The following is a 26,231-nucleotide window of genomic DNA, read 5'->3' as shown; positions in this document are numbered from 1 at the left end:
GTGTTCTCCCTCTTACAGAGCCTGCCGGCCCTGCTCCTCATACTTCGCCATGATGTCGATGCGGCGTTCGTGGCGCTCATCGCCGGAGAACGGCTCGGCCAAGAATGCATCGACGATCGCGATCGCTTCGGCTTCCGGGTGCTGGCGGGCACCGACGGCGACGATCTGCGCGTTGTTGTGCTGACGGGCCAACTTCGAGATCTCCGGGTTCCAAGCCAGAGCGGTGCGTGCACCCTTGACGAGGTTGGCGGCCATCTGCTCGCCGTTGCCCGATCCGCCGATCACGACTCCGAGTGCTTCTTGACCGGCGGCTTGATCGTCGACGACGGCCTGTGCCGCGGCGATGCAGAAGGCCGGGTAGTCATCGAGCGCGTCATATTCAAGGGCGCCGTGGTCGACGACGTCGTGCCCGGCCGACTCGAGGTGCGCCTTGAGCACCTCCTTGAATTCGAATCCGGCGTGGTCGGTGCCGAGGTGAACCTTCATATGTCTGCCTTTCGGTGGGATCTGTTGATCGATCGAGTCCGCTGATTGTGCGGACCGTTGAGTCTCAGTCGAAGTTCGGGCCCTGGTCACGTGTGCGCTTGAGTTCGAAGAATCCCGGCGTCGAGGCGACCGCGAGGACTCCGTCGAAGAGGCGTCCGGCGTCCTCTCCCTTCGGAGCGGGGGTGACGACAGGACCGAAGAACGCGGTTCCGGCGACACGGCAGATCGGTGTGCCGACATCGTCGCCGACCAAGCTCAGAGCCTCGTCGTGGGAGGCCTGGAGCTGCGCGTCGTAGTCATCGGTCTCGCCGTACTTCATGAGGTCGGCGGGCAGCTGAAGTTCGGCCAGAGCCTCGGACACTGCCTTCTCGAAGTCCTTCTCTCCGCCCGGGTGGATCCTTGTGCCGATCGCGGTGTAGAGAGGTTCGGCAATCTCCTCACCGTGCTCGGCGATCGCGGCGGTGACGATGCGCATCGGGGCCAAGGCCCGGTTCATCAGTGCCCGGTAGTCCTCGGGAATGTCTTTGTCCCGATTGAGGAAGTTCAGGCTCATCGGGTGGAACTTCACCTCGACGTCGCGGACCTTCGCCACTTCGAGTCCCCAGCGTGAGGTCATCCATGCCCACGGGCAGGCCGTGTCGAACCACAGATCGAGTGTTTCCTTGCTCACTGTCTCTCCTCCGTCAAACGCTCGCGGGTCCCGTGCCGGGCACCCATCGTGTCAGTGCTCAATCTATCAAGACCGGCCATCCTCGGTGACGGTGGCCGAATCGCGATCAGTCGCACCGACACCGCCGCAGCGGAGCCTGTCCATGAAAGAATGACCGAGTACACCCGGTTCCCGAAGCGAAGGTCACCTCACTGTGCCGCAACACAATCTCACACGCGACGAAGCACGCGAACGTTCAGCCATCGTGGACGTCTCGAGCTACGAGCACACTCTGATCCTCACAGGAGTCGGTGAGAGTTTCCGCGTCCGTTCACGTATCCGGTTCACCGCGGCAGCGGATTCGACGACATTCATCGACGCCATCACCGCGAGTGTCGAGCGCGTCCGACTCAACGGCACGGACCTCGACCTCGCCGAGGTGGTCGCACCGGCCCGCATCACCCTTCCCGGCCTTGCCGCTGAGAACGAACTCATCGTCGATGCCCATTTCGCCTATATGAACACCGGAGAAGGTCTGCACCGATTCGTCGACCCGATCGATGACGAGGTATACCTCTACTCTCAGTTCGAGGTCCCTGACGCCCGCCGTGTCTTCCCCGTGTTCGAGCAGCCCGATATCAAGTCTCCGTACTCCTTCACCGTCGTCGCGCCGGAGAAGTGGACCGTCGTCTCGAACTCCCCCACTCCGACTCCGAGCGACGCGAAGGAGACCTTCGCCGAGCTCGGAGAGGAACCGCAGGAGGGCATGGCGGTGTGGCAGTTCGCCCCGACCACGCCGATTTCGTCGTATATCACCGCGATCATCGCCGGCCCGTATGAGTCCGTGCATTCGCAGCTGACTTCCTCCGACGGTTCGATTGTTCCTCTGGGCCTCTACTGCCGCGCGTCTCTGCTCGAGCACCTCGATGCGACGAAGCTGTTCCGGATCACGAAGGCCGGTTTCGAGTTCTTCGAACGCGAATTCGGTGTCTCCTACCCGTTCGAGAAGTACGATCAGCTCTTCGTGCCCGAGTTCAATGCCGGAGCGATGGAGAATGCCGGCGCCGTGACGATCCTCGAGAACTATGTGTTCCGGTCACGTCCAACCGAGGCTCTTGTTGAGCGCCGGACCGTCACGATCCTCCACGAGCTCGCCCATATGTGGTTCGGCGACCTCGTCACCATGCGCTGGTGGAACGATCTGTGGCTCAATGAGTCCTTCGCCGAGTTCATGTCGACGCTGGCGACGGCCGAGGCCACCGAATTCGCCGATGCGTGGACGACCTTCGCCACGATCGAGAAGTCCTGGGCCTACCGACAGGATCAGCTGCCGAGCACGCACCCGATCGTCGCCCCGATCGAGGACCTTGCCGATGTCGAAGTCAACTTCGACGGAATCACCTACGCCAAGGGCGCTTCCGTGCTCAAACAGCTCGTGGCCTGGGTCGGTCGCGAGGAGTTCTTCTCCGGCCTCAAGAGCTACTTCGACAAGCACGCGTGGTCGAACACCGAGCTCTCCGATCTGCTCACGGAGCTCGAGGCCACCTCGGGCAGGGATCTGGAGAGCTGGTCGAAGCTGTGGCTGGAGGAATCCGGAGTCAACCTCCTCGAGGCCGTCGTCACCACTGAAGCCGGTGATGGCACGGCCAAGGCATCGGGAACGGACGAGCAGACGATCTCGAGCCTGCGCGTGACTCAGCAGCCCTGGTCGATTCCGGGTCAGCCGACCCCGTCGCTGCGTCCGCACCGGCTGGCCGTCGGCTTCTATTCGGACAATGGGCAGGGACGTCTGCAACGCACTCATTCCGTCCCCCTCGACATCGACGGAGAATCCGCAGAGGTGGACGAGGCTCGAGGCCTGGCCCTGCCCGATGTCATCGTCGTCAACGACGCCGATCTCAGCTATGCGAAGGTCCGCTTCGACGCCCGCAGCATGGACACTGCGGCGAACAGACTGGGTGACTTCGACGATTCGCTCACCCAGCTCCTCGTGCTGGCAACGCTGTGGGATGAAGTCCGTGACGGAGAACGGCCCGTCCACGACTACATCAACACTGTGCTCACCCATCTGGGCGCCATCACCCATTCCTCCGGACTGCTCACGCAGATGCGCCAGCTCGATACCGCGGTCGGCTCCTACCTGCCGCCGCAGGAGCGCGAGAGGATGCACGCCGAGGTGGCTGACCGTTTCCTCGAGGTCCTCGAGGCGACCGAGGAAGGATCGGACCAGGCCTTCCAGTTCGTGCGCGGATTCATCCGTCACGCGACCACACCTATGCAGCTGGAGCGTCTGAAGTCCTGGCTGCGACCGGAGACCGAACGCGTCTATGGGGTCGCCCTGGACACCGATCTCACGTGGGAGATCATCATCGGTCTGTGTTCGAACGACGCCGTCGACGATTCGACCGTCGGGGAGATGAGCCGCAGAGACCCCAGCGCCACCGGCGTCCGCCACGCCGCGACCGCACGGGCCAGCCGCCCCAACTCGGCGTCGAAATCGCAGGCCTTCACAAGGATGGTCGACGATGCAGATCTGCCGAACTCGGAACTCGGGGCGCTCGCTCTCGGCTTCGGCACCGGGCTGCAGACGAACTCCGGGGATTCCATCGCCGCCGAGGCGCCGCTGCGGTCCTTCGCCGACGAATACTTCGCACGGGTGGCAGGCTGGTGGGAGACGCGCACCCTGGAGATGGCGCAGACGATGACTCTGCGGCTGTACCCACCGGTGAGTTCTGCCACAGTCGACGCCACGTCACAGTGGCTCGACGAGCATCCCTCAGCGCCGAAGGGCCTGGTGCGGCTGATGCGGGAGAACTTAGCCGATGCGAATCGGGCGCTGCAGGTTCAGCGTGTGTCCAGCGCTTCCAAGGGATCATTGAACCTTCACAGTTAGTCTCGAAAGATCATGACAACCGATGCAATAGACTCCACTGTTCAGAACGCAAGTGACTTCGATTGGGCAACGTTCCTCCTCGGCGCTCCGCTGAAGATCACCGTGATCATCATCGGCGCCATCGTCGTCAACCTCATCATCCGGCTCTTCATCCGCCGGTTCACCACTGCGGTGGCCAAGGGCACGGTCGGCAGCGAGAAGGCCGAAAGCGCGGGACGAGCGAAATTCTCCGCCACCGCGCTTGAGGCTCAGCGGACCGGGATCGATGAGCAGACGATCAAGCAGCGTCGAGCCCAGCGGGCGAAGACCGTGGGGCGCATGCTGTCGTCGGTGACGACGATCCTCGTCAGTGTCATCGCGGTCCTCATGATCCTCGATGCGCTGAGCTTCAACATCGCCCCGATCCTCGCTTCTGCCGGTATCGCCGGTGTTGCCATCGCCTTCGGTGCTCAGGAGCTCGTCCGCGACTACCTGTCGGGATTCTTCATCGTCATCGAAGACCAGTATGGAATCGGTGACACCGTCGACCTGGGCGAAGCCGTCGGCGAAGTCGAGGACGTCGGCCTGCGCCGCACCCAGATCCGTGACCTCACCGGCACCCTGTGGCATGTGCGCAACGGCGAGATCCTGCGTGTGGGCAATCTGTCCCAGGGTTGGGCTCGTGCCGTGCTCGACATCCCGCTCGACTACCGGACCTCGATGGATGAGTACCGCGAGATGACCGCGGACATCACGCGCACTCTGCGGAAGGATCCCGAGCTGGCCAGTGCGATGTTGGAGGATCCCGAGATCGCCGGTGTCCAGTCGCTGTCGGGCTCCCACCGGGTCATCCGCACGATGGTCAAGACCAAGCCGAACCTGCAGTGGATGGTCGAGCGTGCCTTCCGTGCCGAACTGATGACCCAGCTGGCCAAGCGCGGCGGACAGATCGGTATGGTGCAGGAGACGGTTCTGCGTACCCTGCCCGCTCAGGAGAAGGCGATGGCTCCGGCCGTCGCCGAGGATTCCGAGAATCCCTCGCCTCTGCCCAGTGACCAGGAGATCCGCAGCACCGTGCAGGAGGACTCCCCCAGTGAAGGATCGAGCGATGTCGCAGATAACTGACGGTTCCATCTTCGAGGCCGTCGGCGGGCATGACACGTTCACCCGCCTCGTCGACGTGTTCTACCAGCATGTCGATGCGGATGCTCAGCTCATTGCGATGTATCCCGACGGCCATGAGCTGGAGGGGGCGAAGCACCGTCTGCAGATGTTCCTCGAGCAGTATTTCGGGGGACCGTCGACCTACCAGGAGCAGCGAGGTCACCCGCGACTGCGGATGCGGCATTTCGACTATCCGATCGATTTCGATGCCCGGGACCGCTGGCTGCGCTGCATGCGCGCGGCGCTCGACGATGTGAGCCTGCCGCCGCTGTACGACGAGATGTTCTGGGACTACTTCCAGCGGGCAGCGACCGCGATGGTGAATACGAACCCGAACATCCGGTGATCACTCTCCGGTGACCACAGACCGCTGATCACAGTCCGCGGGCACGCGTGAGCAGGTGACCGCCTGGGGCGACGAGACGCAGCCAGCCTCCGGATTCCATGATGCGCAGCTGACGGTCGTCATCGCGCCCCGGCGGTGGAATGAAGCGCAGCGCAGCGGCTGCGAAGGCCAATCCTCCTGGCATCCCGGTTCCCTGCTCGCCCGCCATCGGACGTGACCACACGCGGGAACGCAGAGCTTTGACCGCGTGTCCCCCGGAACCCTCGGGCGCACCGGTGCTGATCTCTGCGATCCCCGACTCCGCAGTCTCGTGGAGCCGCCCGACGCTGATCGTGTCGTACTCGGACCAGCCCCCGCGTGGGGGCGCGATCCCGGTCCACGACACGAGCACCGAATTCGGCGGCACCGGCAGAGTGGTTCCATTCTCGTCTCGGGCGAAGCGGTCGAGCAGATTCGACAGCGGGACCGCCTCGTCGAATCCGTCTTGTTCGTGGTCGTGCAGGCGCAGCATCCGCATGGCCAGCACCAGCGGTGTCGAATCGCCGAGCCCGTGCGGGAACAGCGGTGCCACGGTGGCGGCCAGGACGTCGGAGGCGACCTGCAGTCGCATCGCTCCGTCAGCATCTGCCCTGTGCGCCAGAGAAGTGAAGGCGGAGAGATCCCGCATCGCCAGCGGGTCACTGATATGCAGATCCGTCATCGTCGGGCCCTCCGCAGCGGAACGGGCGTGCCGAGCACCGATTCCATGGCGACGGTCTCGGCTTCGCTGAGGCGTCGCGGCCGGCCGCTGGCGATGTCGATGAAGACGATGACGGTCTCGGCGACCGTGTAGGTGCGCGAACCGTCCGGTTCGCAGATGACATAGCCCACCGTCACCGAGGCGGGTCGGACTTCGCTGATGACGAGATCGACGGCGATGGGTCCGGTCCGATAGGGAATCGGGGCACGGTATTCGATGGCGTGGGAGGCCACGAGCAGCTCGGTGGTGGCAGAGGCGTCGGCGAAGATCGTCGGTATCTCGACCCCGCTGACCGTCTCGGACACCCCATGCTCTCCCGGCGTGGTCGGTGCATCGGAGCTGTGGGTGGGAGAGCCGAGGGCACGGACGCGCGCCTCTTCCAGCAGTTTGAGCTGGGTGACGTTGTTCACATGGCCGTAGGCGTCCATATCACCCCATCTCAGTTCCAACAGTACGCGGGTGAATTCGTCGAGAAGGGGGTTGGTGGCGCCAGAGTGCATGCCTCCCATCATGCCACCTTCATCACGACGGTGCCGCACGCGATAGGATCGTGACTCGTACGCACGATTGGCCCAGTCATCCGAGGGAGAAGCCCATGACCGACGAAGCATCCTCCGAAGCGGAGGCGAACGTAGCTCGGCTGCACGAGATCCTCGATCTGCGCCGGCTCGAGTTCACTGCGGCGTCCAGCGAAACGGACTTCTTCATCGGGCACAGCCAGTACAAACCCGACGGTCGGGTCTTCGGCGGGCAGGTGCTCGCACAGTGTGTCGTCGCAGCCGCTGCCACACTTCCCAGTGACCGCCTGATCCATTCGCTCCATGGATATTTCCTGCGCGCCGGCGATGTCAGCGAGCCCATCGAATTCGGCGTCGAACGGCTGCGTGACGGCCGTTCGTTCTCGGCCCGCCGCGTCCACGCATATCAGAAGGGCGCGCCGATCCTGTCGTTGAGCGCTTCGTTCCAGGACGACCAGCCGGGTCTCAGCCATGCCGAGCAGATGCCGACCGGTCTGCCGGCTCCCGCGGACTGCCCGGAACTGCTTGACTATATCGGCGACGAGGATTCTCCGGTCGTCAGCGACTGGCTGCGGAAGCGGCCCTTCGAAGTCCGTCCTGTCGAGCCGTCCCTGCACACCTCGGGCGTCTCCGATCCCTCGATCACCGAACAGCATTCCTGGTTCCGAGCCAGTTCGACGTTCGGAGACGACCCGGTGCTCAATGCCGCGGCTCTGGCCTATGCCAGTGACTTCAACCTGCTCGAACCCGTCCTTCGTCATCACGAACTGACGTGGCGAACCCCGGGGCTGCGGGTGGCCAGCCTCGACCATGCGATGTGGTGGCACCACCGGGTGCGCGTCGACGACTGGATGCTCTATGTGCAGGAGTCTCCTGCCGCACAGGGTGGGCGCGGTCTCGGCTACGGCCGCATCTTCGCTCAGGACGGAACCCTGCTGGCCACTGTGGCCCAGGAAGGCATGGTCCGGGTCAAGGAGGTTCAGTGACGAGTAAGGACCCGACGATGATGGACATCATCGGCACCATCCTCAGCCGACTGGTCAACGTGGCGCTTTTCCTCGTCATCGGGCTGCTCAGCCTCGTGGCGTTCATGGGACGCACGGATCTGCATGTGGCGGTCTGCGGGCTGTTGGCAGTCGTATGTGGAGTCATCGGCACGATTCTCGTCCGTCTGCTGTTCAGAGGGATCGCGAACCTCGGCGGACTCACCCGCCGGTCAGAGGACTGACTCTTCTCCTCATTCGGTCGAGGCTTCGGGCTGGCTCGTTTTGGACGGTCCGCCAGCGGACGCAGCGCACGTCTCCCACCGATTCTGTGCGGGCGCGTTCATCGTCCACCTGTTCCGCACGGATACAGTGATGCCCCGGCCTCTTTGACCGGGGCATCACTGTATCCGAAAGATGCGAAAGTAGAGTCGGAACCGGTTCGGCTCAGACCGAACTGAGCTCAGTCTCGGGTGAGACGACGGTGGGTGACTCGGTGCGGGCGGGCCGCATCTTCGCCGAGTCGCTCGACCTTGTTCTTCTCATATGCTTCGAAGTTGCCTTCGAACCAGTACCAGTTCGCCGGGTTCGCTTCGGTGCCCTCCCACGCGAGGATGTGCGTGGCCACACGGTCGAGGAACCAGCGATCGTGCGAGACGACCACGGCGCAGCCGGGGAACTCGAGCAGGGCGTTCTCCAGCGAGCCGAGGGTTTCGACATCGAGGTCGTTCGTCGGCTCATCGAGCAGGAGCAGGTTTCCGCCCTGTTTGAGGGTGAGAGCGAGGTTGAGGCGGTTGCGCTCACCGCCGGAGAGGACTCCGGCCTTCTTCTGCTGGTCCGGGCCTTTGAATCCGAACGCGGAGACATAGGCACGGGAGGGCATCTCCACCTTGCCGACCTGGATGAAGTCGAGCCCGTCGGAGACGACCTCCCACAGGTTCTTGTCCGGATCGATTCCGCCGCGGGACTGGTCGACATAGGAGATCTTCACGGTCTCTCCGACCTTGAGATCTCCGCCGTCGAGGTCTTCCATGCCGACGATCGTCTTGAACAGCGTCGACTTTCCGACGCCGTTGGGTCCGATGACGCCGACGATGCCGTTGCGCGGCAGGGAGAAGCTCAGGCCGTCGATGAGTTTGCGCCCATCGAAGCCCTTTTCGATCTTGTCCGCTTCGATGACGACATCACCGAGGCGGGGGCCGGCCGGAATCTGAATCTCTTCGAAGTCGAGCTTCTGCGTCTTCTCCGCCTCGGCCGCCATCTCTTCGTAGCGGGCCAGACGCGCCTTCGACTTCGTCTGCTTCGCCTTCGGGTTCGAACGCACCCATTCGAGTTCGTCTTTCAGCCGCTTGGCGAGTTTCGCATCCTTCTTGCCCTGGACCTGAAGGCGCTCCTGCTTCTTCTCGAGGTAAGTCGAGTAGTTGCCCTCATAGGGGTAGAGATGCCCACGGTCGACTTCAGCGATCCATTCGGCAACGTGGTCGAGGAAGTACCTATCGTGGGTGATCGCGATGACAGCGCCCGGGTAAGTCTTCAGGTGCTGCTCGAGCCACAGCACCGATTCCGCATCGAGGTGGTTCGTCGGCTCGTCGAGGAGCAGCAGATCGGGCTTCTCGAGCAGAAGCTTGCACAGTGCCACACGGCGACGTTCACCCCCGGAGAGTACAGAGACGTCCGCGTCCGGCGGCGGGCACCGCAGAGCGTCCATCGCCTGTTCGAGCTGAGAGTCGAGATCCCAAGCGTCAGCGGCGTCGATGGCCTCCTGCAGCTTGCCCATCTCTTCCATGAGGGCGTCGAAGTCCGCATCGGGATCGGCCATCTCCTCGGAGATGGCATTGAAACGATCGACCTTTGCCTTGATCTCGCCGACGCCTTCTTCGACGTTGCCGAGGACGGTCTTCTCTTCATTCAGGGGCGGCTCCTGCATGAGGATGCCCACCGAGTACCCGGGGCTGAGTCGAGCTTCACCGTTGGAGGGCTGCTCGATACCCGCCATGATCTTCAGAATGGTTGATTTGCCGGCGCCGTTGGGGCCGACCATACCGATCTTCGCTCCGGGGTAGAACGACATCGATACATCGTCGAGGATGACTTTGTCACCGTGCGCTTTGCGCGCCTTGTGCATGGTGTAGATGAATTCGGCCATAGTGCACTCAGGCTATCGGTTCGGCGCACCCCAGCGCTACTTGACGCTCGGCATCCGCCGAGGATGACCGAACTTCCGCCGAGGCGGTCCGACCTGCGTTGGGGAGTGCTCAGCCTCCGCCGAGAGACGGGGCTTCACCCGAAGTGCCACCCTCGCTCGAGGTCTCCTCGGATCCGCCCTCACCGGAGGACCCATCGGTACCCTGAGAGCCGTCGGTGCCTTCTGAGCCCGCAGTCCCTTCCGCTCCCCCGGTGCTTGCCGACGCGGAGTCGTCTTCACTCGGCGCGGGGCTCTCGGTTTCACCGTCCTTGCCGTTGATGTCCTCGCCGGGCAGGTGGCCGGCACCGTTCGAGTCGCCGTCTTCGTCGCGCTTCTCGCCCTTCGGTGCTTTGACACCTTTCGGCCGTTCCACTTCGCCGAACAGGCAGGAGCCCGTCGATTCGGTGGGCTGGACGAGGTCGGCGGTGGCTTTGCCCTTCCGGATCTCGCCGACGACGCAGCCCTTGTCGGTCTTGACTCCGAACATCTTCGAAGGGACTTCATTGCCGAGCGGCGATTCGTCGATCGTCGCCTCCAGCTGTTCGGGCTCATAGCCGGCGTCGAGCATCGTGGAGAAGAACTTCTTCGTCGACGGCACCGATTCCTTGTCACCCGTCAGCGGTTTGAGTGCCTTGAGCACCTTGTCGACTTCGGCAACGGGCTTCGCCTGGGTCTGTTTGGGCTGCGGCTGCGAATCATCGGCACCGAAGCCGAGAAGCGAACACCCCGACAATGCCAGAGTCAGTGCCGCAGCACTCAGCACAGGAACAAGACGCATCTGCAACCTCGGCGAGAGGGGACGATTGACAGTCTCACTCTAGCGGATGTCACGAGCTGCGAGGCGCATCGATTCTCCAGGACTGCAAGGAATTCACGCGATCAGAAGGGCGCCGCGGCTTTTGCGGTCTCCTGTGCGATCGGATCATCTTCGGCACCGGTGTCGATGCCGGCATCGACGCCGCTCGCGGCATCGACGATGTCGCCATGATCGGTGTCGCCGTCGGATTCGGACTCCGGCGGCGTTTCTGCGGTGCCCAAGGTGTTCCAGACCGAATCATTCGATCCGGATGCCTCAGAGGTCGTCTCTCCGGCAGTCGACTGTGAGCGGTCGGCTGCTTTGGCGCGCTTGTAGTGGGCGGTTCCGTACCTCAGGTCGGGGCCGATATGCTCCGCGACCACCGTCGGCGAGATTCCGCTGCGCTCCTCGGTGGCCCATTCTCGATTCCTCAGGCTGCCCGATACGATCACCGCGGCGCCGGTGTTGAGCGACATCGCGGTATTGCTCGCCAGGTCGCCGTAGCAGTCGACTCCGAACCACGAGGTGCCGTCTGGGACGAACTCACCGGTGTTCTTGTCGACTCTCCAGTGGTTGACGGCCAACCTGAACGAGGCGCAGGCTCGCCCGGACGGCAGCGTTCGTGCGCTCGGCTCGGTGGCGATGGTGCCGGTGACGGTGATCGGGATTGCGGACATCGGTGTCTCCAAATCGGTGTGATGAAACCATACGGTCGTCTGCGTCCGCATGGATCTCCAGTGAGCCCGGTCCTTCGCTCGGGTGTCCAGAAACATGAAATGCCCTGTGGACAGAGGTTCTCCGTCCACAGGGCTTCACAGTCCGAGTCGCCCACGGGGTGTGTTCGAGTCGGAGATGCGCGTCTGCGTCTCAGCGGAGCATCTCGTATGCCCGTCGGTGCTCTCCGATGACGCTCTTCACCGAGTTGAGATACGAGCTCTGGGCGACGCGGCCGACCGCGTCTCGCAGCTTGCCGTCGACCTCGGATGCCGCCTCCTTCGCGCCTCTGGCCCGCGCCGACTTCGCCATCAGAGAGGTCACGAACGAGCCGATGCAACCGATCACGAACAGCCCGATGCTGACGATCCAACACCACGTCGGCAGGGCTCCCGAACCGATTGCGGCGACGAGGGCGGAGACGATGATGCCGAGGAGACCGATGATCGAGGCGACGAAGAAGATGATCTGCAGGGTGTGTGCCAGCGACCACCAACCGGGGCTCTGGCGAGTGATATCCACAGCCGTGACGGCCGAGTCGAGATTCTCCGACAGCTCGTCGGTGCTCTTCTTCTCTGCTTCCGCGGCCTCGTTCTGCCATGCCTGCGGCATGGTCGACACGGATTCTGCGATGAGTTCGTGCGCCATGAGCCGGACGTGGGAGCTCTGCGCCTTCGTCGTCGCCGGCACCGAAGCGCGGACGAGCTCGTCTCTGTCCTGACCGTGCTTGGCGCCCAGCGGATCGGGCGCATTGCGCTGGGCCCACGCGAGGATGGGATACCCGGTCTTGCGGTAGGAACGGCGGATGTAATCATCGTGCACGGTCTGTGCCACGGCTTCGACACCGGCGGCTTCCGACATCGTCTCGACCAGTCGGGATGCGCCGGCCAATTCGTCCGGCGAGGAGACCGGTTCCCCGAGCTCCTTCCGGATCCGATTGGCCATCGCCTGCATATCAGCCAACAGCCTCTCGGCCGCTGCGTCGTTCGAGTCGACGGTGTCGGCGAGGATGCTGCGGATCTCCGGGATGCCCTCTCGGGTCACGGCCGAGGAGATGCGCACATTCGTCTCGCTCAGCCCATCCTCGTTGAGCAGCTGGCGCAGATGGTCGGTTGCGGCCTTCTGCTCCTCCGGACTGAGTTTGTCGATCTGGTTGAGGACGACGACCATGTTCGCACTGTTCTCGGCGAGTTTGGTCAGGTACTCGGAGTGCAGCGAGAAGTCGGCGTACTTCTGTGGGTCGACGACCCAGAACACGACGTCGACGAGTCCCACCAGACGATCCGACTCGACACGGTGTTCCACTGCCGTGGAGTCGTGGTCGGGCAGGTCGAGCAGGATCAGTCCGTGCAGGCGTCTCTGATCGTCGCCGTCGAGCGCGGACTCGCGCCAGGTGCGGCTGCGTTCGGGCACGTGCAGCCAGTCGAGGACATCGTTTCCGCCCTCGCCCCAGACGCATGCGGTCGGTCGTGAAGTCGTCGGCCTGCGCACACCGACACGGGCGATCTCGAGACCGGCCACTGCGTTGAACAGTGAGGATTTGCCGGAGCCCGTCGACCCTGCGAAGGCCACGACGGTGAAGTCCTCACCCAGGCCCAGGCGGTCTTCCGCCCGGTCGAGCAGATTCTGAGCATCGGTGCGAACTTCTCCGCCGAGCTTGTCCTCACTCAGCGACAGGGCGTGTGAGATGCCTTCGGCGAGACGCCGGATCTCGGTCTGTGCGGAACTGTTCACAATGCCACCTCAAGTCGTTCACCGGAGGCGCGCAGGGCGCCCGCTTGCCGCGCCGGTACCGCGGATAGTCTCAGTGCGTTGTCGAAAGGAGTACGGCAGCCCGCCACGATGCCCACAGCCGCGTCGAGGAAGCGCTGTCGGATCGATGCGATGAGACCGGCCGCCTCGTCGGCTCCGAAGATCGTCTCCGCAAGATTGAGTGCGACTCCTGCCCCTTGTCGGGTGCTCTGCCCGCCATCGCTGGCGCTCCGCGGATCCCAGAAGGCCGCGTATTCGACGACGGCGCAGACGCCTGCAACGCCGAAGGACAGGATTCGGGCCTTGGACTTCTTGCCCTGACCGATATCGCGCACGAGCGCGTTGACTTCGTCCGACCACGTGCTCACCGCCGATTTCACTGAGTCCTCGAGCCCCGCGGCCACCGTGCGCAGTTCGGGTTGATCTTCGATGAGCGCTGCACCTGCAGCGGTGTTTCGCCATTCGGCATTGACTTCATCGACCACGTCGATGGCCTGTTCGCGCAGCGACACAGCCGCGCTGCGCAGGATGGCGACATGCAATGGAGTGGCCGCGTCATGTTTGCCGGTCACTGCGGCGGAGATGCGATCGCGCATTCGAGCCATCGTCGGCTCCAGTCCGCGGAAGAGCTGGCCTGTGCCCACGAAGTCCTGCCAGCGAGCATTGACCTCTCCGTGGAGGACCCGTCCGTCGGAGAAGACTTCGGCGAGTCCGGATTGAGCCGATCGGAAGCTCTTCTCCACTGAGCCGACCAGGGCGATGTGGGCCTGTTCCTGAGTTTCGGCGAAGTCGGCGAGCTCCCTGACCCGTGCGGGCAGGGCAGCGATCGCACCCGTCAGCGTGCGATTGCGGATGCGTTCGAGTGAGGTGCCCTCCGTGCCGACTTGAGAGATCCAGGAGCGAATAGGGTAGATCGCCGCATGAGGCAGCAGACCGTCTTCCAGCTCGAGCTCGGCGACGGAGAAGATCGGTGAGTTCGCCAGTCCTGCATCGGCGAGAAGACTCGACAGGTGATGCCTGACTTCGCGGTTGGCTTCGGGCGGAACCCGATCGAGAACGATGGCCACCGAAGTGCTTCGCGCAGCGGCCGTCTTCAACAGGGCCCACGGGGCGGCATCGGCGTACCGGTTCGCCGTTGTCACGAAGAGCCACAGGTCGGCGCTGAGCAGAACCCTGCGCGAGAGCGCACGGTTCGTCTCCGAGATGGAGTCGATGTCCGGACAGTCGAGGATGGCAGTGCCCGCTTCGATGTTCTCATCTGCGATGAGCACGACTCCGGGCATGGCCGACTGAGGATCGGAGCTGCGCGGCAGGTCAGGCAGGTAATGCTCTGATTCGAAGAACTTCGCATCGGCGGGGTTGAAGATGACGACCGGGTTGCCCGTCGTCGGTCGACGCACGCCGGCAGGACTGACATTGCGCCCTACGAGGGAGTTGACCAGTGTCGATTTGCCGGCACCTGTCGACCCGCCCACGGCGATGAGGAACGGAGTCCGCGAACGATTGATCCGCGGCAGCACGTAGTCGTTGAGTTCCGCAGTCAGTGTCGAGTGTGCTGTGCGAGCGTCGGCGAAGTCTTCGCTGCGCAGGGTGAAGCGCGTCTCCGAAACTCGCTTGACGATATCGTTCAACGCTTGGCCGACCGGCGGCGTCACGGCGCTCTTGCTCTCAGTCATCACGCCTCCACTCTCTATGTTTTCCCAGCTCGGCACCAACTGCCACGCCGTATCGGCGCGGAATTGCTCGGCACCGACGCCGATCGACCGGACCTGCGGGATCGGCGGATGCGAGCATGAGAAGCGCCCCCGGCGGGGCTCGAACCCGCGACCTACCGCTTAGAAGGCGGTTGCTCTATCCGACTGAGCTACGGAGGCTCAAATATCGTAACCGATGCCCGGATGAGAACAGAAAGCGGCCCCGGTTCGGTGCGGACTGTCTCGTCCGTCGCCTCGAACCGGGGCCGACGCTGCCGTGAAAGCTCGGCAGGAACATCTCAGTAGTGACGGGCTGCGTTCTCCATCGACTTCCTCACCGTCACGAATGACACGGCCACCACTCCCGTCATCGCAAGAATGACTGCCACGGCCTCGATCCCGAATGCGAAGTCGACGATGATCGGGAAGAATCCTGCGAGCATGAAGCCCAGCAACGCGACAAGCGTGAGTGCCGTGGCAACAGAGAAGAGCTTTGCACCATTCATTGTCTGTCTCCTTCGATCGATGCATCCGATGGAGAAAGACTAACGCCAGATGAGACTCACGTCACTGAGAATTTCAGAAGAATTCGTCTCAGGCTTCGCTTCGAGCGTCGATCGCCTTCTCCAGGCGTTCGAGTTTGCCGTCGATCTCGCCGGTGTAGCCGGGACGGATATCGGCCTTGACCACCAGTGATACCCGAGTGCCGAACTGGCCGACAGCCTCGGTGGCCTCTTTGATGACCGCGAAGACCTCGTCCCATTCGCCTTCGATGGTCGTGAACATCGAGTCCGTCCGGTGCGGCAGACCGGAATTGCGAACGATCTCGACAGCCGCTGCCACGGCATCGTGGACCGAGGCGTCGGCCCCTTCTCCCCCACTGGGAGCGACTGAGAAAGCTGCGAGCATGATGGTGGTCCCTTCTGTCCGGTCCGGTGGGGAGCCGATCGGCTCCCCACCGGTTCATCTGTCTGGATTGCGGTCGAACGACTCGGCTCAGGCCTGAGCGGGCACTGTCACGATGAGCGAGTCACCCTGCCCGCCGCCTCCGCAGAGTGCGGCGATACCCGTGCCGCCGCCTCGGCGCTGGAGTTCGAGGGCAAGGGTGAGGACGACCCGGGCTCCCGAGGCACCGATCGGGTGGCCCAGTGCGACGGCGCCGCCGTTGACGTTGACCTTGTCCTCGTCGATGCCGAGGTCCTTGGCGCTGGCCAGGCCGACGGCGGCGAAGGCTTCGTTGATCTCATAGAGGTCGAAGGAATCGGCTGCGACGCCTTCGCGTTCGGCAGCGACCTTGATCGCCTGTGAGGGCTGGTGCTGGAGAGTCGAGTCCGGACCGGCGGTCCAGGCATGCGAACGGATCTCGGCGAGGATCGGAGCGCCGAGCTCTTCGGCCTTCTCACGCGACATGACGACGACAGCGCAGGCTCCGTCGGAGATCTGTGAAGCGTTGCCCGCGGTGATCGTTCCGTCCTTCTGGAAGGACGGCCGCAGCTTGGACAGGGACTCGGCCGTCGTGTCAGGACGCACACCCTCGTCTGCGGAGATGGTGACAGCGCCCTTGCGCGAGCTGATGGTCACTGGCACGATCTCATTCTCGAAGGCACCGGCCTTCTGTGCCGCCGCCGCGCGCTGGTGCGAACGAGCGGAGAACTCATCCTGCTCAGCGCGCGAGAACTCGCGGTCACCGGCATTGGCCTCTTCGGTCAGTCCGCCCATGGCCTGATCGGTGAATGCGTCCCAGAGTCCGTCGTAGTCCATATGGTCCTTGGCGACGACATCACCGTACTTGTACCCCGAACGCGATTTCATCAGCATGTGCGGGGCCTGGCTCATCGATTCCTGCCCGCCCGCCACGACGACGTCGTACTCGCCGGCTCGGATCAGCTGAGCCGCTTGGGTGATCGTGTTGATTCCCGACAGGCACAGCTTGTTGACCGACACAGCCGGAACGGACATCGGAATGCCGGCTTTGACTGCCGCCTGTCGACCGGGGCCCTGACTGTTGCCGGCCTGCAGAACCTGGCCCATGATCACGTAGTCGACGTCGGAGCCCTGAATGCCGGCACGATCGAGTGCCCCGGCGATGGCTTCGGCGCCGAGCTCGACGGCACTGAGTTTCGACAGCTCTCCCTGCAGTCGCCCGAACGGTGTGCGCGCTCCGGCGACGATCACTGCATCAGCCATATTTCCTCCTCGGATATCCGCGCTGCGGACGCGTGTCCGCAACACGTATGCATTTCGACATCCACCAGCCTAGTCGAGGCCCATGTGGCCTGCATCACGGGGTCCGCGCGGCCATGGATCAAGCCCTCGTCCACATTCTCGCATTCGCACCCAACACTCATGGAGTCTCCGTTAGAGTAGGACGAGGACAGCCTAAGAACACCCCCTTTCCAAGATGACAGGAGTTCGCTTCAGTGACGCCCACCGAAGAATTCCGCACAGCGATGCGCGGCTACGAGAAGAGTGAAGTCGATTCGCGACTGCAGCAGCTGCGCACCGAGGTCGAGTCGGTCCGCAAGGCCCTGGCCGATGCGCGCAGTCAGGTCATCAATGCAGATCGGGCGAAGTTGCAGATCGCCGGTGAGCTCTCCGAAGCCAAAGCACAGCTGAAGAAGGCTGCCAACGACAATGCAGAGGCGGCAGGGCCTCCCGGAAGCCGCATCGACCATCTTCTCAAGATCGCCGAGTCGCAGGCCCGCGAGACCCTGGCTCAGGCCAATTCCGATGCCGAGACGATTCGGAACAAGGCCCGCGCCGAGGCGGCGTCCGCTCGCGCTCGGATGCACACCGAGAGCAACGACACACTGTCCAATGCGCGCTCGGAAGCCGATGCAATCATCTCCTCGGCCGAGCTGCGCGCCGAAGAGACGATCAAAGCCGCTGAGAAACGCGCAGCCGAGCTCAGCGCAACCACCGAACGCGAGACCAACCAGGCCAAGGAAGCGAATGCCGCTTCCGCCAAGGAGGCTCGCGAGAGCCTTGATCTCGAGCTCTCCGAACTGCGGGCGACCGCTGAGAAGGAAGCTGCGGATCTGCGTGCCGAGGCCAAGACCGAGGCAGAGGAGACAGTGGCGGCTGCTCAGGCGCAGGCCGATGAGCTGCTCAAGTCCGCGAAGGCACGCGACGAGGCATCGAAGAAGGCCGGAAACGCCTTCGACGTCGAGCTCGCGAACAAGCGCAAGGAAGCCGAGACCGAACGCAAGAAGCGCTACGAAGAGGCTCAGGTCGAGAACAAGAAGCTCGTCGAAGAGGCTCAGGCACGCGCAGCGAAGGCCGACACCGAGGCCAAGGAAGCTGCCGAGCGTGCGGAGCAGACTCGCACCGACGCAGTGAAGAAGGCCGACGAGATCATCGCCGACGGAAAGTCCCGCGCACAGACGCTCATTGCGGAAGCTCGCGCCACCGCCGAGGCGACCATTGAGGAATCCGCGGCAGAGGCCAAACGCAATGTCGCCTCCGCACAGTCGCAGGTCGATCTGCTCACGAAGCAGCGCAAGACGATCACTGCTCAGCTCGATCAGCTCCGTTCGCTGTTCGCTATGCCCGGAGTCATGGGCGGCGACTCAGTGGATCCGGCGAAGGCCGAATCGGCGTCTCACGCCACCGAGCAGATCGCCGACGGTCAGGAGCTCGAAGACCTGCTGGCCGACGATGACTCGTCGGATGCGCCCAAGACCGATGACTCCGCGAAGTCGACCGATGACGCAGCATCGCACGACGCCGAAACCTCGAAGTCCGGATCCGCCTCGGGCGGGGGTTCGAAGTCGACCGGTCCTGCGAAGAACGATGGTGCCAGAGCCGAGGGCAACGGCCCTGCGAAGGCTTCCGACGAGTCGGCCGAAAGCTCGAAGTCGACTCCTGCTTCGAAGAACGCTGCGGAGTCGAACGCTGACTCTGCCGCTGATGAGAAGGACACGGCAGGCGAAGATCTGCCCAACGGCGCCACCGACGAGGACACGATCTCGATCAACGCTCAGGTCTCCGGCTCGAAGGACAACTCGAAGACCTCGCGCTCGCGCAACTCGCTGCGCTGAGATCGATTGAGTCGAGACCGACCGGGTCCAGCACGATTGATCTGAGACCGACCGAATCGATGATGACGATGGGACCCGCTGATGCGGGTCCCATCGTCATTGTGAGGCACGTTGGCTGACTGAGGTCTCAGTCGACTCCAGCCCTGTTGACGACAGCCCGGAGATCATCTGACCTCACCGGAAGCGGTCGAAGCAGTGCTGGTGCCAGTGCCGTCTGCTTTCGACCCCGATCTCGATTCCGTGGGGAGCATCCTGACGCCACGCAACGACATGGCTCGAGGCGGCACTGACATCCCGGCCACATCCAGGACAGACATAGACCTTTCCGGATTCGTTTCCCTTCACGGTCTGCACGGACCAGGTTCCGTCCGGCAGTGAACGGCTTGTCCTCATGCCTGCCACAGAGTCGGACAGATCGCGGGGAGACTGCTGCCATTTGTTCTTGCGACGCGAGGATGAAGATCGTGGCATTGAGTCATTGTCTCACGTAGGCTGAAGCGCGTGCGTCTAGTCATTGCCCAATGCTCCGTTGATTATGCCGGTCGTCTGACCGCCCACCTTCCGATGGCCACCCGCCTCATCATGCTCAAGTCCGACGGCTCGGTGCTCATCCATTCCGACGGCGGTTCCTATAAGCCGCTGAACTGGATGACTCCCCCGTGTACGGTTCGGCATATCGAGCCCGACGCCGAGCAGGCCGAGGCCGGCCTGACGGAGCTGTGGGAGGTTTCCCAGACGAAGACCGGTGACCGTCTCGTCATCTCCATCGCCGAGGTCCTCGCTGACGACTCCTATGAGTTCGGGGTCGATCCCGGGCTGGTCAAGGACGGGGTCGAAGCGCATCTGCAGGAACTGCTCGCCGAACATATCGAGACCCTCGGCGAGGGCTACAGTCTGGTGCGCCGCGAGTACATGACCGCGATCGGTCCGGTGGACATCTTGGCTCGTGACGACGGACAGAAGTCTGTGGCGGTGGAGATCAAGCGCCGCGGCGATATCGACGGTGTCGAACAGCTCACCCGCTATCTCGAGCTGATGAATCGCGATCCACTGCTGAGCCCAGTCAACGGAGTCTTCGCTGCTCAGGAGATCAAACCGCAGGCACGCACTCTCGCTGAGGACCGGGGCATCCGCTGCGTCGTTCTCGACTACGATGCCCTCCGCGGAATGGACGACCCCGAGACCCGCCTCTTCTGATCACCCACGATCAGCCGGCGGATCAGCCCACGGTCAACCTGCGGGATGGCCGGCCACCAACTCCAGCGTCGCCGATCAACCCGCGGGAAAGCCGGCCACTCACTTCAGCCGCGCCGATCAAGCCGAGCCGTGTCGCTCCCTTCGTGCAGCGTCCGTAGCTCCTCAGCGCGGGCCCACACCGTCGATCAAGGCGGACAGCGTCTATCGCCCCGTCTACGGAACGACTTGCGCTGTCCGCCTTGATCGAGCGTCAGGATCACGCTTCGCGACGGCTGTCGTCCATGACTAGTCGTCGTCGCACTGACTCTCCGATCCGCAGGAAGAGGTCGGCGGAGAAGAGATCGCTCCACCGGACACGGAAGACCAACCAGCCCTCGTTGCGCAGCGCATACTCGCGGCGCCGTTCACGTTCGAAAGTCACTTGCGGATCCGCTCCGTCGAGGTGGTACTTTCCTGCACCATCGAACTCTGCGATGACCTTCGCCCGTCTATTGGCGAAATCGGTACGGCCCAAGTGTTTGCCGGCTCCATCGCGAATGTCGACCTGCGGCTCGAACCCCGGAATCGAATGCTCGACTAACCGCACCGCGCAGATCGACTCAGCGACGCTCTCGCGGCGTGCATCGACATTCTCCAATACCTTGACGATCTTCCGTGTGCCTGTGCGAACAGGATGCGCTTCACTGAAGGAACGCATCTGTTCGACGGTCACGACCGAGCTGCGCACCGCTGCATCGAGCGCCGCGACAGAGAATGCGAGCGGACAGTCCCGAGCAATGTCGAGCAGCGTCTGCAGGACCGTCGTCACCGGGATCCCATCGACGAACTCGTACCCTGCACGATCTGAGACGCGTCGCCGCACAAGCATCTTCGCCAGACGAACTCCGCTGCGCGGACTCACCGATTCGGCGAAGACATCGTCCCGCTCGACGTATGGAATCGGAAGGCCGTGAACGATGAGTGCACTGCGGTGAGAGAATACTGCGTCCGGAGGCAGGCGATCGACGTACGACCGGACGAGGATTCTCAGATCCTCCACGCGTTTGCGCAGGCCCGTCGACTCTATCGGCAGTGTGGTTGTGGGAGCCGCGGCTATCGCACTGACGAAACTGTGCGCCGGATCAGAACATTCTGCGGTGACAACATATCGCCCTCGTTCCAATCGTCGCAGACAGCATCGCTCGGCAGCTCTGATCCGATGACAGTCCCACCCGGCCTCGAGCAGTGCGGCAGTCGACAGACATCTATACATGCCTTCAAGCATGCGTGACGAGACGCGGGAGAACCAGGATGAGAAGTCGGGCTGTGGACAACCCTCGACTCTTCCACACAGACCGCATCGTCACGAGGAACGGCCGACGTGCAGGACCGCGGAACCACCGCGCAGGCCCTCGAACGGCGGTCGGCCGCAGTCGCCGTTCAAGGCGAAGCGCGAATTCCGCGCCGTTTACCTATCGACAGACGAGGGCGACCTTGAACGAGAGAGCGAACCTCGGACAGACGGGGGCCGGCTTAAACGAGCGCGACGACTACCGAAAACCGACGACCGACTTGCACGAACGAGGCAAATCCTGACTGCCAGGGTCCGCGGGGTTCGTCGAGTGAGAGAACTAGTCGAAGCTGAGGACGTCGCGCTTCTCGACGCGTTCGATGTCGACACCGAGGGCGCGAAGATTGTCGACGAAATTCTCGTAGCCGCGTTCGATGTGATCGATTCCCGATACCTCGGTGACACCCCCGGCCCGGAGGGCGGCCATGACCAAGCCCGCTCCCGCGCGAATGTCGGAGGCTTCGACTTCGGCACCGGAAAGACTCTCGCTGCCGGTCACGAGCGCATGGTTGCCATCGATGCGGACCTTCGCACCGAGGCGGGCGATCTCCTGCACGAAGCGCCAGCGCGCTTCGAACAGATTCTCAGACAGCAGACCGATACCGTCGGACACCGAGTTCAACGCGATGACGAACGGCTGCAGATCCGTCGGGAAGCCCGGGAACGGCATGGTGGCCACCCGGATGGCATGAGGACGCGAGGCGCCGAGGACGCGGAATCCCTTGCCCTGCGCTCCGTCACCGAGGATGATCTCGCCGAGGTCTTCGACCGTGGCGCCCGAATCCCGAAGCTTCATTCCGATATTGGGCATGATGTCGAGCCCGACTCCGCGTACGGTCACATCGCCCGCGCTCAATGCGGCGCCGAAGGCGAAGGTTCCGGCGACGATGCGGTCGCCGACGGTGCGGTGGGTGACCGGCTGCAGCGATTCGACACCGGTGATGGTGAGGTCAGAGGTGCCGATCCCCTCGATCTGCGCCCCCATCTCGACGAGCATCGTACAGATGTCGACGATCTCGGGTTCGCGCGCGGCGTTGGCGATGGTCGTGGTGCCGTGGGCGAGAGTCGCTGCCATAACGAGGTTTTCGGTGGCTCCCACGGAGGGGAACTCGAGGACGATCTCGGTACCGCGCAGACCCGTCGGAGCCTCTGCGACGAAATAGCCGTGGTCGAGGTGGACGACAGCGCCCAGGGCTTCGAGACCGGCCTGATGCATGTCGAGTCCCCGAGATCCGATGGCGTCACCGCCGGGAAGAGCCACATGTGCGGCTCGCATCCGTGCGGTCAGCGGGCCGAGGACGGAGATCGAAGCCCGCATTGCGCGGACGAGTTCGTAGTCGGCTTGGATGCCGACTTCGGCGGGGACGTCGATGCTCACGACGCCGTCTTCAGCGACATAGTCGACCTCGCAGCCGAGGCGGACGAGCAGCTCGACCATGATCCGCACGTCGAGGATGGCCGGGACGTTGGTGATGGTTGTGCGTCCCACGGCGAGGAGGCTCGCGGCCATCAGTTTGAGGACGCTGTTCTTGGCGCCTCTGACATCGATGGTTCCCGCCAACTGTGCGGGCCCGGTCAAGCGGAAGACATCCATTAAGTGAAACGTCCCATCGTCGGATTGAAGCCAGGAGGTGATGATTCGAGCCACGAAGCCATCGTGGACAGGGATTCGGTGTCCATTGCCAGAGACACGGAACGTGGACGACCGTCCGCCTTGCCATATGAGCAGTCGACGACGACCGCTTCGGGCAGAACCGAATACTGCTCACCGGAGGTGGGCTTGCGCCGGACGAGGATGTCGAGATCCGCGCGCGGCAATCGGAACGCGGCTCGCCGCGTCAGTGCAAAGACCGGATACCAGTCCAGTGAAGTGACCGAGAACACGGCCACGCCCAAACGCCAACGTGGGCGAGAAGAATACTCCTCGCCCACGTTGATGGAACAGTCAAAGGCACCCGAGAGCTTCGAGATCGACCTGCGTCGGATCGTGACGACCACGATCAGAGCAAGCGCGAGTCCTACCAACGAGAGCAGAACGATCAGCAGGACAGAAGGGTTCACGGTTGCCAGTGTAACCTGCGGATCAGAGAAGTTCGGCCTGATCAGCGGCAATGATCACACGGTTGTTCTCCACCGAGAGGAATCCGCCATCGGCTTTGACCCTGATGGTGTCCTCTCCCGGGGTGAGAATCCGTGCTTCGCCGTCGGCGACGACACCCAGCACGGGCTCGTGGCCCGGCAGGATGCCGATCTCGCCGTCGAGGGTACGGGCGATGACGCGTTTGGCCTCACCGACCCATACCTCGCGATCAGCGGCCACGACATTCACTTCGAGCGTCGCCATGGCTTACTTCTGCATCTCTTCGTAGTTGCGCATAACGTCGTCGAGGCCGCCGACGTTGAAGAATGCCTGCTCCGGGATGTGGTCGACTTCGCCGGAGCAGATCTTCGAGAAGCCTTCGATCGTGTCGGCCAGCGGCACAGTCGAACCGGGAACCTGAGTGAACTTCTCCGCGGTGTAGGTGTTCTGCGAGAGGAACTGTTCAATGCGACGTGCACGGTGAACGACGAGCTTGTCCTCTTCACCCAGTTCGTCGACACCGAGGATGGCGATGATGTCCTGCAGCTCCTTGTTCTTCTGCAGAATCGCCTTGACCTCGTTGGCCACGCGGTAGTGCTCGTCACCGACGATCAGCGGATCGAGGATGCGCGAGGACGATGCGAGCGGGTCGATCGCCGGGTACAGACCGCGCGAAGCGATGTCACGGCTGAGCTCCGTGGTCGCGTCGAGGTGGGCGAATGTCGTCGCAGGCGCCGGGTCGGTGTAGTCATCGGCGGGAACGTAGATCGCCTGCATCGACGTGATCGAGTGACCACGCGTCGAGGTGATGCGCTCCTGCAGCAGACCCATCTCGTCAGCCAGGTTGGGCTGGTAGCCCACGGCCGAGGGCATGCGACCCAGCAGGGTCGAGACCTCGGAACCGGCCTGGGTGAAACGGAAGATGTTGTCGATGAACAGCAGCACGTCCTGGTTCTGCACATCGCGGAAGTACTCCGCCATGGTCAGCGCCGACAGCGCCACGCGCAGACGGGTGCCTGGCGGCTCGTCCATCTGGCCGAACACCAGCGCGGTGTCCTTGAAGACTCCGGCCTCATCCATTTCCATGATGAGGTCGTTGCCCTCACGGGTACGCTCGCCCACACCCGCGAACACCGAGGTGCCCGAGTGGTTGTGCGCGATACGGAAGATCATCTCCTGGATGAGGACGGTCTTGCCGACGCCGGCGCCGCCGAACAGACCGATCTTTCCACCCTGGACATAGGGGGTCAGGAGGTCGATGCTCTTGATGCCGACTTCGAGGATCTCGGTCTTGGACTCGAGTTCGTCGAAAGCCGGAGCCTGACGGTGGATGGGCCACCGCTCGGAGATCTCCAGCTCCTCGCCGTCGGCGAGGTTGAGGCAGTCACCGGTGGTGTTCCACACGTGGTGTTTGGTCACGTCTCCGACGGGAACGGAGATCGGTGCGCCGGTGTCGACGACTTCCTGGCCGCGGACGAGTCCGTCGGTCGGCTGCAGCGACACTGCGCGGACCAGTCCGTTGCCCAGGTGAAGTGCGACCTCGAAGGTCAGCTTCCTGGTTCCCTCTGACAGGTCCACTGACGTGGTCAGTGCGTTGTAGATCTGGGGCACGGAGTCGAGCGGGAACTCGATGTCGACAACCGGGCCGATGACTCGGGAAATCCGGCCGAGGGCAGTGCCCTGTGCCGGAGAGGTTTCCGTTGCTGTGGCAGTCATGGTCTCTTTCTCTCTGCTCTCGCCGGTCAGTCGCCGGCTGCCGATGCCGCGAGGGCATCCGCCCCACCGACGATCTCGGTGAGTTCCTGGGTGATTTCCGCCTGGCGAGCCGTATTGGCCAACCGGGTGTAGGTCTTGATGAGATCATCCGCATTGTCCGTGGCCGTCTTCATCGCTGCCTGACGTGATGCCTGTTCCGAGGCCGAAGCGCTCAGGAGGGCCGACAGAATGCGCGAATCGATGTACCGCGGTAGCAGTGCGTCCAGGACGGCCTCTGCACTCGGTTCGAACTCATAGAGAGGGAACGCGGGCGCATCGGTCGGACCTGCGGACTGTCCGCCCGTCGTCGCCTCATCGGCGTCGACAACCTCCAGCGGCAGCAGTCTCCGATATTCCGGATCATGCGTGACGCTGGAGACGAACTTCGTGAACACGATGTAGATCTCATCGACACCCGAGTCCTCGGACTCCGGATCAAAGTTCTCCAACAGAGCTTCGCCGATCTCCCGGGCGACCTCAGCCGTCGGATTCTCGGAGATTCCTGTCCAGGACTTCTCGATCTTGCGATCACGGAAGGTGTAGTAGTTCTTGGCCTTGCTGCCGATCGTGAACAGGTCGACGCTCTTGCCCTCGTTGCGCAGCAGCCGAATGAGCTCCTCGGCTTCGCGCAGCAGGTTCGCCGAATAGGCACCGGCGAATCCGCGGTCGGGTCCGATCACGAGGACGGCCGCGTGCTTGACGTTGTCCGACTCCGTGGTGAGAACGTGGTCCACGTTCGACTCGCTGGCCACTGCCGACACGGCCCGGGTCAGGGCGTTCGCGTACGGGCCTGCGGCCTGCGAGCGGGCAATGGCCTTCTGAATCCGCGAAGCAGCGATGAGTTCCATCGCCTTGAAGATCTTCCTCAAGGACTGAGTCGAGCGGATCTTCTGTTTGAAGACCCTCTGCTGGGCTCCCATCAGTTCTTCCT

General features: G+C 63.4%; 26 protein-coding genes and 1 tRNA gene. 7 read left to right on the top strand and 20 right to left on the bottom strand.

The features are described from left to right. Positions 1 to 12: 12 nt before the first annotated feature. Together HK108_RS02210 and HK108_RS02205 are read right to left on the bottom strand one after the other, a co-directional pair. Positions 13 to 486 carry a ribose-5-phosphate isomerase gene (locus HK108_RS02210; RefSeq protein ID WP_139467007.1) on the bottom strand — a complete coding sequence of 158 codons (474 nt, stop codon included), beginning with the start codon at positions 484 to 486 and terminating at the stop codon, positions 13 to 15. Positions 487 to 550: 64 nt separating this feature from the next. Then, positions 551 to 1,156 (bottom strand): mycothiol-dependent nitroreductase Rv2466c family protein, encoded by a 606-nt coding sequence (locus HK108_RS02205; protein WP_139467006.1) that lies wholly within the window; start codon positions 1,154 to 1,156, stop codon positions 551 to 553. 193 nt (positions 1,157 to 1,349) lie between these two features. On the opposite strand from HK108_RS02205, the gene pepN reads away from it, so the two are divergent. The 3 genes from pepN to HK108_RS02190 are packed head-to-tail and all read left to right on the top strand — an operon-like array spanning position 1,350 to position 5,517. Then, the gene (pepN, locus tag HK108_RS02200; RefSeq protein WP_181270455.1) at positions 1,350 to 4,028 is read left to right on the top strand and encodes an aminopeptidase N; all 2,679 of its coding nucleotides are present in this window, start codon (positions 1,350 to 1,352) and stop codon (positions 4,026 to 4,028) included. Positions 4,029 to 4,040: 12 nt separating this feature from the next. After that, a complete protein-coding gene (locus tag HK108_RS02195; protein WP_139467004.1) occupies positions 4,041 to 5,132 on the top strand; it encodes a mechanosensitive ion channel family protein in 1,092 nt (363 codons plus the stop codon). Further along, the gene (locus tag HK108_RS02190) at positions 5,116 to 5,517 is read left to right on the top strand and encodes a globin (protein ID WP_181270454.1); all 402 of its coding nucleotides are present in this window, start codon (positions 5,116 to 5,118) and stop codon (positions 5,515 to 5,517) included. Before HK108_RS02195 ends, HK108_RS02190 begins: the two co-directional genes overlap by 17 nt. 28 nt (positions 5,518 to 5,545) lie before the next feature. On the opposite strand, the gene HK108_RS02185 is transcribed toward HK108_RS02190, so the two are convergent. Next, positions 5,546 to 6,217 carry a DUF8185 domain-containing protein gene (locus HK108_RS02185; protein WP_139907946.1) on the bottom strand — a complete coding sequence of 224 codons (672 nt, stop codon included), beginning with the start codon at positions 6,215 to 6,217 and terminating at the stop codon, positions 5,546 to 5,548. Next, positions 6,214 to 6,756 (bottom strand): acyl-CoA thioesterase, encoded by a 543-nt coding sequence (locus tag HK108_RS02180; RefSeq protein ID WP_139467001.1) that lies wholly within the window; start codon positions 6,754 to 6,756, stop codon positions 6,214 to 6,216. The genes HK108_RS02185 and HK108_RS02180 overlap by 4 nt, the downstream gene beginning before the upstream one ends. 95 nt (positions 6,757 to 6,851) lie before the next feature. On the opposite strand from HK108_RS02180, the gene HK108_RS02175 reads away from it, so the two are divergent. Together HK108_RS02175 and HK108_RS02170 are read left to right on the top strand one after the other, a co-directional pair. After that, positions 6,852 to 7,760, top strand: a complete 909-nt coding sequence (locus HK108_RS02175) for an acyl-CoA thioesterase (RefSeq protein WP_139467000.1) — start codon at positions 6,852 to 6,854, stop codon at positions 7,758 to 7,760. After that, complete coding sequence (locus HK108_RS02170; RefSeq protein WP_229663906.1) at positions 7,757 to 8,002, top strand: hypothetical protein; 246 nt, start codon at positions 7,757 to 7,759, stop codon at positions 8,000 to 8,002. Before HK108_RS02175 ends, HK108_RS02170 begins: the two co-directional genes overlap by 4 nt. 218 nt (positions 8,003 to 8,220) lie before the next feature. On the opposite strand, the gene ettA is transcribed toward HK108_RS02170, so the two are convergent. From ettA to HK108_RS02125, 9 genes are all read right to left on the bottom strand, one after another. Continuing rightward, positions 8,221 to 9,903 (bottom strand): energy-dependent translational throttle protein EttA, encoded by a 1,683-nt coding sequence (ettA, locus tag HK108_RS02165; protein WP_181270453.1) that lies wholly within the window; start codon positions 9,901 to 9,903, stop codon positions 8,221 to 8,223. Between the two features lie 109 nt (positions 9,904 to 10,012). Continuing rightward, positions 10,013 to 10,720: a DUF6993 domain-containing protein gene (locus HK108_RS02160; protein ID WP_181270452.1), complete on the bottom strand. Its 708-nt coding sequence runs from the start codon at positions 10,718 to 10,720 to the stop codon at positions 10,013 to 10,015. Between the two features lie 101 nt (positions 10,721 to 10,821). Continuing rightward, entirely contained in the window at positions 10,822 to 11,415 is a 594-nt protein-coding gene (locus tag HK108_RS02155) for a single-stranded DNA-binding protein (RefSeq protein ID WP_181270451.1), read from the bottom strand. A gap of 190 nt (positions 11,416 to 11,605) precedes the next feature. Beyond that, on the bottom strand, positions 11,606 to 13,186 hold the full coding sequence (locus HK108_RS02150) for a GTPase (RefSeq protein ID WP_181270450.1): 1,581 nt from the start codon (positions 13,184 to 13,186) through the stop codon (positions 11,606 to 11,608). Beyond that, the gene (locus tag HK108_RS02145; RefSeq protein WP_181270449.1) at positions 13,183 to 14,880 is read right to left on the bottom strand and encodes a dynamin family protein; all 1,698 of its coding nucleotides are present in this window, start codon (positions 14,878 to 14,880) and stop codon (positions 13,183 to 13,185) included. Before HK108_RS02145 ends, HK108_RS02150 begins: the two co-directional genes overlap by 4 nt. Before the next feature lie 124 nt (positions 14,881 to 15,004). Next, a tRNA-Arg gene (locus tag HK108_RS02140) sits at positions 15,005 to 15,078 on the bottom strand. 119 nt (positions 15,079 to 15,197) lie between these two features. Further along, positions 15,198 to 15,404 carry a hypothetical protein gene (locus tag HK108_RS02135; protein WP_139466994.1) on the bottom strand — a complete coding sequence of 69 codons (207 nt, stop codon included), beginning with the start codon at positions 15,402 to 15,404 and terminating at the stop codon, positions 15,198 to 15,200. Between the two features lie 88 nt (positions 15,405 to 15,492). Beyond that, a complete protein-coding gene (locus tag HK108_RS02130) occupies positions 15,493 to 15,807 on the bottom strand; it encodes a thiamine-binding protein (RefSeq protein WP_181270448.1) in 315 nt (104 codons plus the stop codon). Between the two features lie 87 nt (positions 15,808 to 15,894). Then, positions 15,895 to 17,085, bottom strand: a complete 1,191-nt coding sequence (locus HK108_RS02125) for an acetyl-CoA C-acetyltransferase (protein WP_181270447.1) — start codon at positions 17,083 to 17,085, stop codon at positions 15,895 to 15,897. Between the two features lie 233 nt (positions 17,086 to 17,318). Here HK108_RS02125 and HK108_RS02120 point away from each other — a divergent pair, with 233 nt between their 5' ends. Continuing rightward, positions 17,319 to 18,938, top strand: coding sequence for a coiled-coil domain-containing protein (locus HK108_RS02120; protein WP_181270446.1), 1,620 nt, complete (start codon positions 17,319 to 17,321; stop codon positions 18,936 to 18,938). A 174-nt stretch (positions 18,939 to 19,112) separates the two neighbouring features. Here the strand turns inward: HK108_RS02120 and HK108_RS19235 are convergent, their stop codons facing one another. Further along, complete coding sequence (locus HK108_RS19235; RefSeq protein WP_139467416.1) at positions 19,113 to 19,331, bottom strand: Rv1322 family protein; 219 nt, start codon at positions 19,329 to 19,331, stop codon at positions 19,113 to 19,115. Positions 19,332 to 19,439: 108 nt separating this feature from the next. Here HK108_RS19235 and nucS point away from each other — a divergent pair, with 108 nt between their 5' ends. Then, positions 19,440 to 20,135: an endonuclease NucS gene (nucS, locus tag HK108_RS02115; protein ID WP_139466990.1), complete on the top strand. Its 696-nt coding sequence runs from the start codon at positions 19,440 to 19,442 to the stop codon at positions 20,133 to 20,135. A 256-nt stretch (positions 20,136 to 20,391) separates the two neighbouring features. On the opposite strand, the gene HK108_RS02110 is transcribed toward nucS, so the two are convergent. The 6 genes from HK108_RS02110 to HK108_RS02085 all read right to left on the bottom strand — a co-directional run bounded on the left by HK108_RS02110 (position 20,392) and on the right by HK108_RS02085 (position 26,220). Continuing rightward, the gene (locus tag HK108_RS02110) at positions 20,392 to 21,174 is read right to left on the bottom strand and encodes a hypothetical protein (protein ID WP_139466989.1); all 783 of its coding nucleotides are present in this window, start codon (positions 21,172 to 21,174) and stop codon (positions 20,392 to 20,394) included. A 571-nt stretch (positions 21,175 to 21,745) separates the two neighbouring features. Next, positions 21,746 to 23,059, bottom strand: coding sequence for a UDP-N-acetylglucosamine 1-carboxyvinyltransferase (murA, locus tag HK108_RS02105; protein ID WP_139907928.1), 1,314 nt, complete (start codon positions 23,057 to 23,059; stop codon positions 21,746 to 21,748). After that, positions 23,059 to 23,526 (bottom strand): DUF2550 domain-containing protein, encoded by a 468-nt coding sequence (locus HK108_RS02100; RefSeq protein ID WP_025776910.1) that lies wholly within the window; start codon positions 23,524 to 23,526, stop codon positions 23,059 to 23,061. Before HK108_RS02100 ends, murA begins: the two co-directional genes overlap by 1 nt. 22 nt (positions 23,527 to 23,548) lie before the next feature. After that, positions 23,549 to 23,809: a F0F1 ATP synthase subunit epsilon gene (locus tag HK108_RS02095; protein ID WP_101545515.1), complete on the bottom strand. Its 261-nt coding sequence runs from the start codon at positions 23,807 to 23,809 to the stop codon at positions 23,549 to 23,551. Positions 23,810 to 23,812: 3 nt separating this feature from the next. After that, the gene (atpD, locus tag HK108_RS02090) at positions 23,813 to 25,261 is read right to left on the bottom strand and encodes a F0F1 ATP synthase subunit beta (protein ID WP_039210687.1); all 1,449 of its coding nucleotides are present in this window, start codon (positions 25,259 to 25,261) and stop codon (positions 23,813 to 23,815) included. A gap of 26 nt (positions 25,262 to 25,287) precedes the next feature. Then, positions 25,288 to 26,220: a F0F1 ATP synthase subunit gamma gene (locus HK108_RS02085; RefSeq protein WP_139907926.1), complete on the bottom strand. Its 933-nt coding sequence runs from the start codon at positions 26,218 to 26,220 to the stop codon at positions 25,288 to 25,290. Positions 26,221 to 26,231: the final 11 nt, after the last annotated feature.

Origin of the sequence: Brevibacterium sediminis (assembly GCF_013623905.1) — a bacterium.
GTDB classification, from domain to species: Bacteria; Actinomycetota; Actinomycetes; order Actinomycetales; family Brevibacteriaceae; genus Brevibacterium; species Brevibacterium sediminis.
This window is presented reverse-complemented; position numbering and strand designations above follow the sequence as displayed.